Here is a 16,089-nt window from a genome sequence, read left to right on the forward strand (position 1 = left end):
CGGAGGGGCATGGGCGGACCTTGGTCCGGGTATGGTCCGGATCTTGCGTCGGTTGGCGCGACCGCCGCTCCCAGCGCCGTGCAGGCTGGTGCGGTGGTGCTGCGCGGGCAATTGACGGTGCCCGAGGGCGCGAGCGAAATCGTGGTGTTCGCGCATGGCAGTGGCAGCAGTCGGCACAGCCCGCGCAACCGGTTCGTGGCCGCCGGACTGAATCGGGCCGGGCTGGGCACCCTGCTGTTCGACCTGCTCACCAAGGAGGAAGAGATCGAGTTGTGCCTCGCGGTTGAGGTCGAGCACCAGCTGGTCATGGCCCCCGACGATCAGCAGCGTGGGCGCCGTCACCGCCGGCAGTCGTGGCCTCGCCAGGTCGGGCCTGCCGCCCCGCGAGACGACCGCGGCGATCCGCGCTCGTCTCGGCGCTCACGATTGAGCCCTACAGCGATCGACCGTCCTGGACTCGGACGACCGCGCCGCAGACGGGTCACATGTCCGGGCCCTCACAGCGGGGACCGATCCACGGGCGGGTGCGCCGCCGTATCGACTGCCACACCCTGGACGGTCGGGGCTCCCTGTCGGCTGCATCACCGCCCGAGGTCGGTTACGTTGGTAAAGTACCTGGTCAGAGGGGGTAGCAAGCCGTAACCCACTGGGGACGTTCCATGACCGGCCTGACCGTCATCCTGCTGCTCGTGGTCCTGGCCACAGCCGTGACGACCGGTGCTCGGCGCTGGAGCATGCCCGCCCCTTCGCTTCTCGTCGTTGCCGGTCTGATCGTCGGGTTGATGCCCTGGGTGCCCGAAGTTCGCCTGCCGCCTCATGTGATCAACGTGCTGGTGCTGCCGCCACTGCTCTTCGCCTCGGCCGGGGAAATCTCTGTCCGCGACCTGCGCACCGTGTGGCGGCCCGTGACCGGCCTGGTCTTCGGTCTGGTCCTCGCCTCGGCCATCGCTGTCGGGTACGTCGCCCGAGCGATCACGCCGCTCACTGCCGCGGCCGCGTTCATCCTGGGCTCCGTCCTGGCCAGTACCGACCCCGTGGCCGTTTCCGCGCTCGGGCGGCGCCTGTCTCTCCCACCGCGCGTGCAGGTGATGGTGCAGGCGGAAAGCCTGTTCAACGATGCCACGTCCCTGGTCCTGTACAAGGCCGCCGTGGCCACCGCGGTTTCCGGCAGCGCCCTCACCGTGTCCGGCACTGTCGAGCAGTTCCTGATCCTTGCCGGCGGAGGAGCCCTCATCGGCGCGGTTGTCGCCGGAGTGGTGACCCTCATCCGCAGACGGACCGAGGACCCCATGCTGGAGACCGTCATTGCATTGGTCACCCCGTACGCCTCGTACGTTGTTGCAGAGGACTTGCACACCTCCGGCGTGACTGCCGTCATTGTGTCCGGGGTCGTCCTCGGCAGCGCCGGCCACAAGCTCAGCATCGCCCCCGTCCGCCTCCAGGTCCACGCCGTCTACGACACCGTGACCTTCCTCCTCGAGAGCGTCGTCTTCGCTCTCATCGGCCTCGAGCTCCCCTCCACGGTCCGTCAGCTTGCGCACGACGAGCACGGCTGGCCGCTATGGGTCCCGGTGATCGTTTTCACCCTGCTTGCGATCCGCCTGCTGTGGATCTTCCCGCTGTCCGCCCTGATCCCATACCGGCACACGGAGGGAGACAGTCGCCTCTCCTGGCGTGTTCCGGCCGTCTTGTCCTGGGCAGGCACCCGAGGCGTCATGCCGCTGGCTGCCGCACTCTCCATCCCCCTGGTCACCCACACGGGGGCGCCGCTGCCGCATCGGGCCCTCATCCTCATGCTCACTACCGGGACCGTCGCGCTCACTCTCGTCTTCCAGGGGTTCACCCTCGCCCCTGTCGTCCGCCTCTCCGGCATCGCACTGGAGCCGGAGCACTCCGCGCGCGAGGAGTCCCGGACCCGCCGGCACATTGCCAAGGCCGCTCTCGAAGAGCTCAAACAGCTGGGCGATCCGGACCAGCTCGCGGAACTGGGTGCCGCCGCCGAGGCCGCTCTGAATCAGGCCCGTCGCCATTTGGAGGCGCGCATCCACCAGGCTGAAGATGCCCACTACAGCGACCCGGACGCCCGTCCTGCCGACGCCTACCGCGAGATACGTCGGACACTCATTGCCATTGAGGCGGCCGAGCTCCAGCGCCTCTACGAAGCGAACAAGATCAGCAACGCCACCCGGCGCCGGATCCAGCGGGAACTCGACCTCGAAGAAGCGAGCCTCCGCGCCCGCGGCTGATCAACCGGTTCTGGTACCGATCGCGGGACTCGAGCTGCGTCACCCGAGCCGAAGGCCGGATCCGGGCCGCCCGCGCAACGGGACTGCGCAACGGGACTGTGCAACCTGCCCGTGCACGAAAAGGTGTTGGGGCGAACCCGGCAATGGTGTTGGGGCGACCCCGGGCAATCCTGCTCTGCAGAGCAGCTGCTCGCCGGCTCTCTATGGGGGCGAACGGGACCCGGTCGGCGGCCCGTTGTCGCGTTGCTCGGTGATCGGGGTGGCTCGCCCTGACCTGTGGCCGAGCGGCAACGGGGCCCTGTCGTTCTGCCGAAGCATCTGGTCAGGGATGGCATGTGATGTGCAGGTGAGCTGCGGCATTGTTGGCGTATCCCCTGGGATTGGATTCCAGACGGTCGCCGGGGATTCGGCCTGCATGGCCGCGGTGGAGTCCCAGGCGCGTGCGATGATCTCGGCCTCGCCCGGGGGCAGGGTGAGCGTGGCGTGCCAGTGCTGCCACGTCCAGGGGTTCTCCGGTGGGTCGAGATCCGCGTGGGTCCAGGTGCCGCCACCGTCGGTGGAGACATCCACGCGCGCCACGGTTCGGTCGTCCCCGGCGAAGGCGAACCCGCTGACCTCGGTCGGGCCGGACGCCAGGTGGGCGTTCTTGCAGGGCCGCAGGATGGCGCAGTGGATGGCGATCGGACCGAGGGTGATGCCGACGCCGGGTCCAGTCGCCCCAGAGGCGGCTTCCGGGGGCAGGATGCTGTATTCGGTCTGGAAGTCGCGGCCAACCCCTGGCGGGGCCGGTGCGACGTCGGTGACCTCACGGGCAGCGAATGGGTGGCCGAGGGCCTTCCCGGAGCGCGGATCGTGAAGGCGTTCAACACCCTGTTTGCCGCGTTCATCGCCGCGGACCCCCAGCACGAGGAAGGCCACCAGGCGGTCTTCTACGCGGGCGACGACGCCGACGCGAAGGCGGCCGTGGCCGCTTTGCTGAACCAGTTCGGGTTCGCCGCACTGGACCTCGGTGGTCTGCGAGAGGGCGGGGCAGCCGGTGTCGTCGACGATCAGCACGCCGTCCGGCTGACCAAGCCGCTCGGCTATGTAGTCCTGCAGGTCGTCGCGGATCTCATCCGGGTCCCACTGGCACCACGACAGCAGCCGCTGCAGCCCGTACGGGGTGTCGTGGCCCGCGTGCTCGGCTATCTGCCAGCTGTTCTTGCGGCCCACCGGGCCCAGCAAGCCGCGCACGTAGTCCCGCATCCGCCGCCGCGGCTCGACCCGGCCGAACCGCTCTCCCACCCGCAGCAGTAACGAGTCCAACTCGGCATCCCACAGACCAACTTCGACATCGCTCTCCGTCTCCATGACTGGTTCAACGCGCCCCGATCGGGTGAGTCACGAACCACCGCCACTCTGACGGGGTGTCAGCCCAATAGACTTCAAAAGGGTCCTGTGACCAGGACAAATGGAGAAGCACGACTGGAGTATTAGGTGCAGGCTGGTCCGGATATATTCCGGACCAGCTGGTCAGGGCGTGGGCGACAGTGGGGCGAACTGGGAGCAAGCGAGCATTTCGCCTTACTGCTTGATTGCGGGCAATGAAGGGCGCCTGGCCGGGAGTTTCCCCAGCTCAGGCGCCCTTTTCCATGCCTTTAGAAGAAGCCCAGCTTCTTCGGCGAGTAGCTCACCAGTAGATTCTTCGTCTGCTGGTAGTGCTCCAGCATCATCTTGTGGTTCTCGCGGCCGATCCCCGACTGCTTGTACCCGCCGAAAGCGGCGTGCGCCGGGTACGCGTGGTAGCAGTTCGTCCAGACCCGGCCGGCCTGGATGGCGCGGCCCGCCCGGTACGCGGTGTTGATGTCGCGGGTCCACACGCCCGCGCCGAGGCCGTACAGGGTGTCGTTCGCCGTGGCGATCGCGTCGTCGAAATCGGTGAAGGACGTGACCGCCACGACCGGGCCGAAGATCTCCTCCTGGAAGACCCGCATCCGGTTGTCGCCCTCGAAGATGGTCGGCTGGACGTAGTAGCCGCCCGCCAGCTCCCCGTCGTACTCGATGCGCTGACCACCCGTGAGGACCTTTGCGCCCTCCTGCTGGCCGATGTCCAGGTATGAAAGGATCTTCTGCAGCTGGTCGTTGGAGGCCTGGGCGCCGATCATCGTGTCCGTGTCCAGCGGGTGCCCCGGCACGATCTTCTCCGTGCGGGCGATGCCCGCCTCCAGGAATTCGCCGTAGTGGCCGCGCTGGATCAGCGCGCGCGAGGGGCAGGTGCAGACCTCGCCCTGGTTGAGGGCGAACATGGTGAATCCCTCAAGGGCCTTGTCACGGAAGTCGTCGTCCGCGTTCCACACGTCGTCGAAGAAGATGTTCGGCGACTTGCCGCCCAGTTCCAGCGTCACCGGCTTGATGTTCTCGGAGGCGTACTGCATGATCAGCCGCCCCGTCGTGGTCTCACCGGTGAAGGCGATCTTAGCGACGCGCGGGCTGGAGGCGAGCGGCTTGCCGGCTTCCGCGCCGAAGCCGTTGACGATGTTGACGACGCCGGGCGGCAGGAGGTCGGCCACCAGCTTCAGCCATACGTGGATGGAGGCGGGGGTCTGTTCGGCCGGTTTGAGGACCACCGCGTTGCCGGCGGCGAGCGCCGGGGCCAGCTTCCACGTCGCCATCAGGATCGGGAAGTTCCACGGGATGATCTGTGCGACGACGCCCAGCGGCTCGTGGAAGTGGTACGCGACCGTGTCGTCGTCGATCTCGCCGAGCGACCCCTCCTGGGCGCGCAGCGCACCGGCGAAGTAGCGGAAGTGGTCGATGGCCAGGGGGAGGTCAGCGGCCAGGGTCTCCCGGACCGGCTTGCCGTTGTCCCAGCTCTCGGCGACCGCCAGCTCCTCCAGATGAGCCTCCATCCGGTCGGCGATCCGGTTGAGGACCAGGGCGCGCTCGCCCGCCGCGGTCGCTCCCCACGCGGGGGCCGCGGCGTGTGCCGCGTCCAGGGCCCGTTCGACGTCCTCGGCAGTGCCGCGGGCGATCTCGGTGAAGGGACGGCCGTTGACGGGACTGGGGTTCTCGAAGTACTGGCCACGGGCGGGCGGGACGTACGCGCCGCCGATCCAGTGGTCGTAGCGGGACTCGTACGAGACGATGGCGCCCTCGGTGCCCGGCGCAGCGTAACGGGTCATCTCTGTGGCCTCCCGGATCCGGTGCCGCCCGCCGTTGGACGGCCCTCGGGACGAGGGTAGACAGCGGCACGTTGCAAACCCGTTGCACGGGGAACACCGCTATCCCTGCTCGGTCTCCAGCGTCCGGACCCTGGCGAGCAGTGCTGGGCGCCGACCCGCCGGGACGGCCGCCGCGAGCGCCCTCCAGACCGGGAGGTCGTCCTCGCCCCAGGGGCTGTACGCCCAGTCGGCCAGCAGGCCCGGGTCGCCGCGCGCGATCAGTGCGGCCCGCAGCTGCCCGTCGAGCCGGCGCCGCAGCCGGATGACGGACGGCGCCTGCGAGCCCGGCAGGAGCGGACCCGCGTAGGCGCTGAGCGCCGCCGCCACCGCGCCGGACGCCAGTCTGCGCGCCACCGTGTCGAAGTCGGCGTCGACCGGCGCGGAGAGACGGTAGGGGCGGGAGAGGAGCAGTTCGGGGCCGAGCAGTCGTCGCAGCCGGGAGAGTTCGGCCCGCAGCGTCACCGGGGTCACCGACTCGTCCTCGTACAGCTCGACGAGGAGCTCGTCGCCACCGAGGCCCTCGGGATGGCGGGCCAGGCTCACCAGGAGCTCGCTGTGCCGCCTGCTGAGCCGGACCGTGCGGCCTCCGGCGACGAGCAGCGCCTCGTCCCGGCCCAGCGCGCTGAGCCGCACGGTCTCTCCGGCCGACGCGGGCGCGAGGAGCGCCAGCTGAGACTCGGCGGCGCGGGCCACCGCCTGCACGAACGCCAGGCTGTGCGGATGCGCGAGCCGGTTCCCGCCGGTGATGTCCACGGCGCCCAGGACCCGTCCCGTGTGCGGGTCGTGGAGCGGAGCCGCCGCGCAGGTCCACTGCTGGACCGGCCGCAGGAAGTGCTCGGCGGCGAAGACCTGCACCGGCCGGTCCACGGCGATGGCCGTACCCGGCGCGTTCGTGCCGGCCACGGACTCGGCCCAGCGGGCGCCCTCCACGAAATTCATCCGGCCCGCGGCCCGCCGGGTTGTCGCGTGTCCTTCGACCCACAGCAGCCTGCCGAGCGCGTCGCACACCGCGAGAAGGTGTTCGCCGTCCGTCGCGTACGCGCTCATCAGCTCGCGGATCACCGGCATGGCCGGGGCCAGGGGGTGCCCGTCCCGGTACGGTCCGAGGTCGTCCGCGCCCAGCTCGACCAGGGCGGCACCGTCCGGGCTGACCCGGGCCCGTGCCGAGCGCCGCCACGACTCGCCGACCACCGGACGCACCGGCCGCTCCAGCCGTCCGGCGGTGGTGAACACCTCGTGCGCATGCCGGAGCTGGCCGAGCCGCTCACCGGGGTCCGCGCCGACCGTGAGGGCCACCCAGGGGTCCGTCAACTCACCCTCCCGTCCAGGGGCGTCGTGCACACCCCATCGTGGCCGCAGCGGACGTCTGTGACAACCGCGGCGCGGAGAGCGACCGGACGTGGTGGGGCGGGCGCGTCAGCCTGCCGAGTAGAGATTGACGAGACGGATGTAGCGCACCCAGTCCCAGTTCGGGCCGGGATCGGTGTGGTCGGTGCCGGGTACCTGGGCATGGCCGAGAATGTGCGCACGGTCCTTGGGGATGCCGTAACGGTCACAGACCGACGCGGTCAGAAGCGCCGACTTCTCGTACATGGTGTGGGTGAAGTAGGACGGCTGGTCCACCCAGCCCTCGTGCTCGATGCCGACACTGCGCGTGTTGTAGTCCCAGTTGCCCGCGTGCCAGGCGATGTTCTGCTCCCGGACGCACTGGGCGACGTAGCCGTCCGCCGAGCGCACCACGTAGTGCGCGGAGACCTGTTTCGCCGGATTCTGGAAGATCCCGATCGTGTTCGAAAACGTCTCCTGGGTGACGTGGATGATCACGTACTGGATCGGATAGGCCGAAGGGCGGGTCGAAGCCGTGTAGTTGGACGTGGAGGCGGGCGTCCAGTGGGCGGGCGGATAGTCCGTCTCGCCCGCCGCCGCGGAAGCCGCGGCGCGGGCCGAGGCGGGGAGCAGAGCGGCGGCCGCCGTCACGGCGGCGCCCTGAAGAATCCTTCTGCGGTGCATGAACACTCCTGTGGGGGGAGGGGATCAGGGACTGGACAGCAGCGTCGCGGTCTCCCGCAGATGGCGGTGGAGTCCGCGATGGGGATCGCCTGTGGGCAGCCACTCCTTGCGGATCTTGGCCACACAGGTGTAGTTGGTGTCGCACACATTGGCCAACGGTGCCTCGCCGGCCTGGCCGACCAGCTGATAGGCGTCGAGTTCCGACAGACCGTAATCACGCGCCAGCCACTGCACCAGGTCCAACTGCGAGATACGGAAGGCGTCTTCGAGCGGACGGGCGGAGCCGGTCGACATCAGATGCGTGTCGGACTCGATGCGCGGCCACGGTGTCGTGACATCCTTCAGTAGCTCGACCAGTACTACCGTGTTCATTGCACACTCCACGGCGACTCCGCAGGTCTCGCCCTCGCCCTGACGGGCGTGCCCGTCCCCGAGACTCAGCAGTGCACCCTCGACATTGACGCCCAGATAGCAGGTGACACCCGCCCGCATCTCGGGCGTGTCCATGTTCCCGCCGTGCGCGTCGGGCACCAGTGCGGACCGTACCTCCAGATTGGCCGGCGCCACCCCGACCGTGCCGTGCATCGGGTCCATCGGCAGCTCCACCCGGATGTCGCTGTCCCGGGCGCTGAACAGACAGGTGCGGCGCGCCCGGTCCAGCTGCCACATCCACACCACTTCGGGCAGCGGGGCCTGTAGTGACGCGGTGGTGTGCGTGGAGGTGAGCGCGCCGAAGAGCGGCACGGTCGTGGAGGCGGCCCAGTCCCTGGCCGGTTCGATGGAGACGAAGTGCACCGCTACGGTGTCCCCGGGTTCTGCGCCCACCACATGGAAGGGACCGGTCTGCGGGTTGAGGAAGGGGAACGCGCAGACCTCGGAGACCAGGTCATTCTCCGAGCGCACCCGGCCGGCGAAGCAGTCCTCCGTATACACGTCGAGGAAGGTGCCCGGCTCGATACGGGCGACCGGCGCCGCTCCGCCGAAGGTCCAGGCGTACTCGCCCTCCTTGGGACGGACGGTGAGAATACGGGGGTCGTTCACTGCACTGCTCCTGTCCTGGGCTCCCCGGCCTGCTCCGAGGCCTCGTCGAGATGGATCCGTCCGGTCTGTGCCACCCGTTCCGGATGCCTGCGCAACAGCACCACCAGCACAACGATCCCGATCAGCATCCAGACACCGACGACCGGACCCGCGTACGAGACCGGCGCACTGAGCTCCGAGACGAAGTCGAAGACCGGAATCCCGGCGGCCGTCAGCAGCGCGGGCACGAACGCCGCGATGCCCAGGACCGGGAAGAGAAGATGGAGTACGGGATTGAACGCCTCGCGCCGGCGCCGCAGGAAATACCCGGCGCAGGCCAGATTCACGACGATGTACACACCGATGATGACGGTGACGATCACGGTGGCCAGCAGCACGAACGCGGTCACGGGGTCGTAGGCGAAACCCAGTCCGAGTGCCGCGCCGACCGCGATCACGAACTGCACGGCCACTCCGGTGACGGGGGAGCGGCGGCGCGGATGGAGGCGCGCGAACGCCTTCGGGAACACCCCGATGCGACCGAGGGCGAAGGCCGTCCGGGTCGACACGTTGGCGCACGCATTGGCGTTGGCCACCGTCGAGTTGACCACGGCGAGGAAGAGCAGCACCCAGAACAGCCCGAACGAGGCACGGGCCACGCCCTCCCACGACGCCGCCCCCGCCGTGCCGAATCCGGCGAACCGGTCGGGCCCGAAGTACACGGACATCGCATAGGTCGTGAGGACGTACACCAGTCCGATGGAGAGCGCTGCGCCGAGCACCGCACGACGCATCGTGCGCCGCGGGTTCTTCGTCTCCTCGGCGAGCGGCGCCGCGGCCTCGAAGCCGGCGAACGCCAGCACGGTGTAGACCGAGCCGGCGAAGATCCCGCTGATCCCGTCGAAACCGTCCGCGGTGTGTGAAGTACCGAACACCGAAAGGGTGTTGTCCGAGCCTGCCTGCCCGATGAGCAGCACGGCGAAGCCCACGAAGACGAGCACTTCGAAGATGCCGAGCGCGGTTCCGAACCGGGCGGAGGCCCGTACCCCGAAATACCCGGCGGATGCGATGACCAACGCGCCCAGCAGCGACCACGGCCACCACAGGTCCGCCGGATAGGACGACCACTCCTGGTGCAGCGTGCCCGCCGTCGTGAAACCGAGCTGGAGCAGCAGCAGCGCGGGGACCAGCGCCTCCACGAATACATAGCCCCACCCGACGAGAAAGCCGATGGCTGGATGCAGCCCCTGCGCGGAGTAGGTGGCGACCGAACCGGCGGCCGGAAGATGACGGGCCAGCTCCGCTACGCACGACGCGGTGAACAGACAGGCCACCAGCGCCACAACCACGGACAGCGGAAGACTGCCGCCCGCGAACGCGGCTCCGGACGGAATCGATGCGGCGATGGCGGCGGCGGGCGCCATCGCCGTGATGCTCTGGAAGAGGACCTCGCGCAGCCCGATGGCATCACGTAACAGTCCGCTGCCCGAATCCCCCGACACCTCGTGACTCCCTCTGTCCCACAACCGGAAGGCGTTGTCCGATGTACGGCCGAGCGTCTCGCGCGCCCTACCGTACGGGCGTCGCGCGGGCGACGGAAGACGGCAGGAGCCCAAATCGGGTGCGCGGGGCGGGGAACGCGACGACGGGCGGGGGCCGGTCAGGACGTCTTGACCGGCCCTTGCCGCCCCGTTCAAGGATGACCCGGCCGCGTGGCGGCCTCAGAGGCTGTCGGGCGACCTGCGATCGGGCGACCACGCCCTGGCACGCACTCCCCCAAGGCCTTAAGGGCCAGGGGGACCCCCTCCCGCGATGCCGAAATGCCCTCGTAGCTCCTTCCCCGAGCTCTCAACTTCGTTCGAGCAGGGGAGACCCCATTCGAGGACATTTCGGCGCCTTGGAATCGCACGCACCAGACCGCGTCCGCTTTCCGACCGGAGGTCGCCCGACAGCCTCTCAGCCGTCCGACCCGCTCGAACTTCCCAGCGCCGCCGCCGGATCGTCGTCCGCCGGGCCTGCCGGAACCCAGTGCCCGTTCTCCTTGCGATAGGGCCACCAGCGCCCGTCCCGCCCGTACCTGAGCTGCACACCGGCTTCCACGGCGGTCCAGTGATTGCCCGTCGACCGGAGCAGTGGCTGCTCGCCCTCTTCCCACGCCGCGGCGAGCCGGGCCCGGGCCCGGGCCAGCGATTCCGGATCCGGCGTCCATTCCTCGTCGAGCACGGTGAGCGCGGCCGCCCCGCCGTACTGCCAGGCACGCACCGCCGCGTCGAGTCCGGCCCGCGACCGCCCTGATCCGGCGGCCAGCCGCGTCGAGATCCAGGGCTCGGGCCGGGCATCCGCGATCAGCCGTACGGCGTCCTGCTGCGGCGTCAACCCGGCTGGGGGCGGCTGCCGTTCATGGCCAGGGGAGAGGGCGTCCGCCAGCATCCGGTGAGCGCGTGCCGCACCGTCCCTCGCCAGGAACTCCAGGACCGCCGGATCGACGCCGGGTTCCGGTTCCGTCTCCGTGTCCAGCGACGGCGCGGGGCCCGGTTCCGCGGGCAGCGGCGGCGGAGCGGGCAGCGGCGGCAGGATGTCCCGCGCGGTGAACGCCTCGTCCGCCCGTACACCCTGGTCCTTCGCCTTCGCGGCCGAGGCGCCGGACCCGTCGCAGAAGGAGGCCGGCCCGTCCGGTGACCGCCCCTCGGCACGGGCGGCGATTCGCTCCTGGAGCTCGTCCAGGAGCCACCGCTCGCCGCGCCCCCGCATGAGCAACAGGACGAACGGATCCTGGTCCAGCAGCCGTGCCACCTGATAACAGAGGGCGGCGGTGTGCGGGCAGTGGTCCCAGGTCTCGCAGGTGCACTCCGGGTCCAGACCGCCGATCCCCGGGAGCAGTTCCACACCGGCCGCCGACGCGTCCTCCACCAGGTGCGGCGGCATCTCGCGGTCGAGGAGCGCCGCGATGTACCCGGCCCGGGCGGCTGCTATGTCCAGGAACCGTCCCCAGTCCGCCTCACTCAGCTCCTGGAGGAGTACATCACTGCGGTACGTGGACGAGTCACGGTCCCGGACGACCGCGGTGATCCGGCCGGGCCGCACGGTAACCGCTCCGACCCGGCCCTCGCGGGCGAACCCGCGCCCCTTCTTGAGCTGTGCGCCGTCCAGGGCGGTGTCCTCCAGGGCCTTCAGCCATGCCCGCCCCCACCAGGTCTGCGCGAAGCCGCGGCCGCGCTCGGGCGGCAGCGCGGCGAAGGTACGTTCCTGTACCGGAACCGGAAGGTCCCCTCCGTCGGCGGTCTCGGACGCGTACCCGTCACTGTCGTATGCGTCGTTCATCGCGTGCCCCCTCGCAGCTCCACCAGATCGGCCAGTTCCGCATCCGTCAGTTCGGTCAGCGCCGCCTCGCCGGAGCCGAGCACCGCGTCCGCCAGTCCCTGCTTGCGGGCCAGCATGGCGGCGATCCGGTCCTCGACGGTGCCCTCGGCGATGAGCCGGTGCACCTGCACCGGCTGGGTCTGTCCGATCCGGTACGCGCGGTCGGTGGCCTGCGCCTCCACCGCCGGGTTCCACCATCGGTCGAAGTGCACGACATGGCCTGCCCGGGTGAGGTTGAGCCCGGTGCCGGCCGCCTTCAGGGACAGCAGGAAGACCGGGGCTTCGCCCGCCTGGAAGCGGTTCACCATCGCCTCCCGCTCCGCGACCGGCGTACCGCCGTGCAAGAACTGCGTGCGCACCCCGCGGGCCGCCAGATGCTGTTCGAGGAGCCGGGCCATCTGTACGTACTGGGTGAAGACGAGGACACTCGCGCCCTCCGCCAGGATCGTGTCCAGCAGCTCGTCCAGCAGCTCCACCTTGCCCGAACGGTCCTCGATCCGGGGCTCCTTCTCCTTGAGGTACTGCGCGGGGTGGTTGCAGATCTGCTTCAGGGCCGTCAACAGCTTCACGACGAGACCGCGGCGGGCGAGGCCGTCGGCGCCGGAGATCGCGGCCAGCGTCTCGCGTACCACTGCCTCGTACAGGCCCGTCTGTTCCGCCGTCAGCGACACCGTCCGGTCGGTCTCGGTCTTCGGCGGCAGTTCGGGCGCGATGCCGGGATCCGACTTGCGCCGTCGCAGCAGGAATGGCCGCACCAGCGCGGCGAGCCGCTCGGCCGCCGCCGGGTCGCCGCCCTCCGCGGTCCGCGCGTAGCGGGTACGGAACGTGCCGAGCCTGCCCAGCAGACCAGGTGTCGTCCAGTCGAGGATCGCCCACAGCTCGGACAGGTTGTTCTCCACGGGAGTGCCGGTGAGCGCGACCCGTGCCTGTGCGCCGATCGTCCGCAGCTGCTTGGCCGTTGCCGAGTACGGGTTCTTGACGTGCTGAGCCTCGTCGGCCACCACCATGCCCCAGCGGACGTCGGCGAGTTTTGCCGCGTCGAGCCGCATCGTGCCGTACGTGGTGAGGACGAACTCGCCGTCCGCCAGGTCCGCGAGGTTGCGCGACCCGCCGTGGAAGCGGCGCACCGGCGTGCCGGGCGCGAACTTCTCGATCTCCCGCTGCCAGTTCCCCATGAGCGAGGTCGGGCAGACCACCAGCGTGGGCCCCGCGGCCGATTCGATGTTCTGGCGGTGCAGATGCAGGGCGATCAGGGTGATGGTCTTGCCGAGCCCCATGTCGTCGGCGAGACAGCCGCCGAGGCCGAGCGACGTCATGGTGTGCAGCCAGTTCAGACCGCGCAGCTGGTAGTCGCGCAGTGTGGCTGCCAGGGCCGCGGGCTGACCGACCGTCCGCTGCCCGTCCTGCCGCCCACCGGACTCCGGGTCGGCCACCCGGCGGCGCAGCTGTTCCAGCCAGCCGGTGGCCCGGACCTCGACCCGACGGCCGTCGACCTCGGTGGAACCGGTCAGCACCGCTCCGAGCGCATCGATCGGAGTGACCTTGCGGTCCTGGGTCTCGCGGGCGCGGCGTGCGTCTTCGGGATCGATCAGCACCCACTGGTCGCGCAGCCGCACCACCGGCCTGTTGGCCTCGGCGAGACGGTCGAAATCGGCGCGGCTGAGCTGCTGGTCGCCCAGGGCGAACCACCAGTTGAACGTCAGCAGCGCATCGGCGGACAGCAGCGGCGGGGTGTCCGAGCCGGTCCGCGCGAACCCCTCGTGTTCCTGGTCCGCTCCGTCGTCCTGCGGACCGATGACGGCGCGTGCGGTGAGCTTGCGCGCCAGTTCCCTGGGCCAGTGCACCTGGACCCCGGTCGCGGCGAGTGCCCGCCCGGCTGGGCCGAGGAGTTCGGCGAGCTCTTCATCGGCGGGGTCGACGGAGTCGGGCACCGCGGCCGACAACAGCGGAGCCAGTGGAGGCCAGGCACGGGCGGCCCGGCGCAGCGCCAACAGGGCGTCCATCCGGACCCGCGGGCCGAAGGCGGCCGCGGCCGGTGCGGAGCCGGCCCAGACCTCGGCGGCATCGGCGACCAGCGCCGGATCGCTGACGCTGTGGATCTGCAGGACGGCTCGGAAGGACGGGCCGGCGGTCCGTACCTGGTCCTCGCCCTCGTCCGGCGCCGTCAGCCCCGACGCCTCGACCCGCAGCGAAAGCCGGACGCCCGCGTCGTGCCCGGCCGCGACATCGGATGCCCAGGCCCGCTGACCGGGTAGACGCTGCGGCGCGTCGACGGCGAACGCCGGGCCACCGGTGGCGCAGGCCGCCGCGGCGGTGCGCGGCAGCCCGTCCGCCACCGCGTCGAGGAACGCGCGCAGCAGCCGCTCGGGTTCGGGCAGCAGCACCGGCTGCGCGGTCCCGTCGAGCGGTACCGCATGGGCCAGAGGCGGCATCGAGGCGGCGAGTTCCCGGATCCGCGACTGATCGTCGGCCGTCAGCGGACCGGCCCGCCAGGCGTCGTGATCGGTGACCGTCAGCCCGGGCAACAGCAGACCCCGGGCAGCGAGTTGCAGCGCGAGGAGAGCAGCGGCGCCCCAGAACGCGGCGGCGCCGGAAGCATGCTCCGAGGTCCGTGCGCGCGTGAGTACGGGCAGCGCGTCGCGGACCGGGAGCAGCAGCGCCGGTACGGCGTACACCCGCGTGTCGGCGCCGACGACGGTCAACTCCTCGACGGAACCAGGAGTATCGGGGGGACTGCTACTGTCCGGATACCAGAAAGCCATACGGCCGGTACGGCAGGGATCCGCGGGCAGGAAGACCACGGAGCAGCCGGAGAGTGCGGAGATCTCGGAGAGCGTTGTCGCAGGAAGCCTGTGCACAGCGATGCCGAATTCCTCAAATTTGACTAGTTGGGGTTCGAGGCGCCGAGGGTACTCCACCACCGCGTGTCTCCGTGAGCGGAATCGCCGTGATCCGGCCCACTTCAGATGACTCGGCAGCCCTGCCCTGCCACCTGCCTCGCTTCGGGGTGGAGCCAGCACCCCCACAGGGGGAGGGGGCTTCCCCCGGAGTTCCGGGGTGATGGCGCCATGGCTGACGTACCCCTCGTAACCGTACGTTTCTACAGGTCAGCGCAGCTTTCCAGAGACCGGAGACCTCATGCCCCAGACCGTAGCCACCGTCGTGGACGGCGTCCGTGACGGTACGGGAAGTGCTGTAAGTGATGTAGATGCCGGCCGTACCGGAACCGCCCCGAGCCAGGGGAGTGCCTTCGCTCCCCTCCTACGGGCGGTCAAGGGGCAGGGGCTCCTGGAACGGCGCACCGGGTGGTACGCGGCGGGCATCGCCGCCAACCTGGTCGCTCTGGGCGCCGTGCTCACCGGCATGTTCCTCCTCGGTAATACGTGGTGGACCCTGCTGCTCGCACTGCCGTTGGCGATCTTCTGGTCCCGCACCGCGTTCGTCGGACACGACGCCGGACACGCCCAGATATCCGGTGACCGCGAGGCGAGCCGGGCCATCGGCCTCGTGCACGCCAACCTCCTGCTCGGCATGAACGAGGCATGGTGGAACGACAAGCACGTACGCCACCACGCCAACCCCAACCACATCGACAAGGATCCTGACGTCGGCGTCGGCGCCCTGGTCTGGACCCAGAAGCAGGCGGCCCAGCGAGAAGGCTTCGCCCGCTGGCTCACCCGTAACCAGGCGTGGCTGTTCTTCCCGATGCTGCTCCTCGAAGGCATCGCGCTCAAGATCTCCGGCTTCCAGTACCTGCGGCGGCAGCCCGCCCGCGAACGGGCCCTCTCGGCACTGCTCCTGGTCGCCCATCTCTGCCTGTACGCAACACTGCTGCTCACCGTCATGTCCCCGGGGAAGGCCGTCGTCTTCGCGCTCGTGCACCACGCGTTGTTCGGGCTCCACCTGGGCATGGCGTTCGCGCCGAACCACAAGGGCATGGAGATGCCCGACCTCGACGGCGACCGCTGGGGCCACCTCCAGCGCCAGGTCCTGACCTCGCGCAACGTACGCGGCGGCATTCTCACGGACTGGTTCCTCGGCGGACTCAACTACCAGATCGAGCACCACCTCTTCCCGAGCATGCCCCGCCCGCATCTGCGCCTGGCACAGCCCATGGTGCGGGCCCACTGCGAGACGATCGGCATGCCGTACACGGAGACCGGACTGATCGAGTCCTACCGGCAGGCACTCCAGCACATGCACGAGGTCGGCGAACCCCTGCGGTGAGGAAGTCGCGGCGGGCAGGAACCGAT

Annotated in this window: 10 protein-coding genes and 3 pseudogenes; 3 read left to right on the plus strand and 10 right to left on the minus strand. The window is 69.9% G+C overall.

Annotation, left to right across the window (positions count from 1 at the left end):
- Nucleotides 1-75 precede the first annotated feature (75 nt).
- A pseudogene (locus OG306_RS38975) lies at nucleotides 76-267 on the plus strand (phosphoribosyltransferase); the annotation flags it as partial.
- Here OG306_RS38975 and OG306_RS38980 read toward each other — a convergent pair.
- Nucleotides 262-402: pseudogene (locus tag OG306_RS38980) on the minus strand (phosphoribosyltransferase); the annotation flags it as partial. The pseudogenes OG306_RS38975 and OG306_RS38980 sit on opposite strands and share 6 nt — an antisense overlap.
- Nucleotides 403-659: 257 nt before the next feature.
- On the opposite strand from OG306_RS38980, the gene OG306_RS38985 reads away from it, so the two are divergent.
- Nucleotides 660-2,246 (plus strand): Na+/H+ antiporter, encoded by a 1,587-nt coding sequence (locus tag OG306_RS38985; RefSeq protein WP_266904310.1) that lies wholly within the window; start codon nucleotides 660-662, stop codon nucleotides 2,244-2,246.
- Between the two features lie 201 nt (nucleotides 2,247-2,447).
- On the opposite strand, the gene OG306_RS38990 is transcribed toward OG306_RS38985, so the two are convergent.
- From OG306_RS38990 to OG306_RS39025, 9 genes and pseudogenes are all read right to left on the minus strand, one after another.
- Nucleotides 2,448-3,302: a hypothetical protein gene (locus tag OG306_RS38990; RefSeq protein WP_432762255.1), complete on the minus strand. Its 855-nt coding sequence runs from the start codon at nucleotides 3,300-3,302 to the stop codon at nucleotides 2,448-2,450.
- Nucleotides 3,279-3,596, minus strand: a pseudogene (locus OG306_RS41035) (transposase); the annotation flags it as partial. The gene OG306_RS38990 and the pseudogene OG306_RS41035, both read right to left, overlap by 24 nt.
- Nucleotides 3,597-3,883: 287 nt before the next feature.
- The gene (gene exaC / locus OG306_RS38995) at nucleotides 3,884-5,407 is read right to left on the minus strand and encodes an acetaldehyde dehydrogenase ExaC (RefSeq protein ID WP_266904306.1); all 1,524 of its coding nucleotides are present in this window, start codon (nucleotides 5,405-5,407) and stop codon (nucleotides 3,884-3,886) included.
- Nucleotides 5,408-5,506: 99 nt separating this feature from the next.
- On the minus strand, nucleotides 5,507-6,757 hold the full coding sequence (locus tag OG306_RS39000; RefSeq protein ID WP_327258330.1) for a GAF domain-containing protein: 1,251 nt from the start codon (nucleotides 6,755-6,757) through the stop codon (nucleotides 5,507-5,509).
- A gap of 105 nt (nucleotides 6,758-6,862) precedes the next feature.
- Complete coding sequence (locus OG306_RS39005) at nucleotides 6,863-7,456, minus strand: N-acetylmuramoyl-L-alanine amidase (protein WP_266904305.1); 594 nt, start codon at nucleotides 7,454-7,456, stop codon at nucleotides 6,863-6,865.
- 24 nt (nucleotides 7,457-7,480) lie between these two features.
- The gene (locus tag OG306_RS39010) at nucleotides 7,481-8,497 is read right to left on the minus strand and encodes an acetamidase/formamidase family protein (protein WP_371666162.1); all 1,017 of its coding nucleotides are present in this window, start codon (nucleotides 8,495-8,497) and stop codon (nucleotides 7,481-7,483) included.
- Nucleotides 8,494-9,978 (minus strand): APC family permease, encoded by a 1,485-nt coding sequence (locus OG306_RS39015; protein WP_266904301.1) that lies wholly within the window; start codon nucleotides 9,976-9,978, stop codon nucleotides 8,494-8,496. The genes OG306_RS39010 and OG306_RS39015 overlap by 4 nt, the downstream gene beginning before the upstream one ends.
- Nucleotides 9,979-10,432: 454 nt before the next feature.
- Nucleotides 10,433-11,797 (minus strand): SWF or SNF family helicase, encoded by a 1,365-nt coding sequence (locus OG306_RS39020; protein ID WP_266904299.1) that lies wholly within the window; start codon nucleotides 11,795-11,797, stop codon nucleotides 10,433-10,435.
- A complete protein-coding gene (locus OG306_RS39025) occupies nucleotides 11,794-14,694 on the minus strand; it encodes a DEAD/DEAH box helicase (protein WP_371666163.1) in 2,901 nt (966 codons plus the stop codon). The genes OG306_RS39020 and OG306_RS39025 overlap by 4 nt, the downstream gene beginning before the upstream one ends.
- Before the next feature lie 280 nt (nucleotides 14,695-14,974).
- Here OG306_RS39025 and OG306_RS39030 point away from each other — a divergent pair, with 280 nt between their 5' ends.
- The gene (locus tag OG306_RS39030; RefSeq protein ID WP_266904295.1) at nucleotides 14,975-16,063 is read left to right on the plus strand and encodes a fatty acid desaturase family protein; all 1,089 of its coding nucleotides are present in this window, start codon (nucleotides 14,975-14,977) and stop codon (nucleotides 16,061-16,063) included.
- Nucleotides 16,064-16,089: the final 26 nt, after the last annotated feature.

Origin of the sequence: Streptomyces sp. NBC_01241, from assembly GCF_041435435.1 — a bacterium.
Lineage (GTDB): Bacteria > Actinomycetota > Actinomycetes > Streptomycetales > Streptomycetaceae > Streptomyces.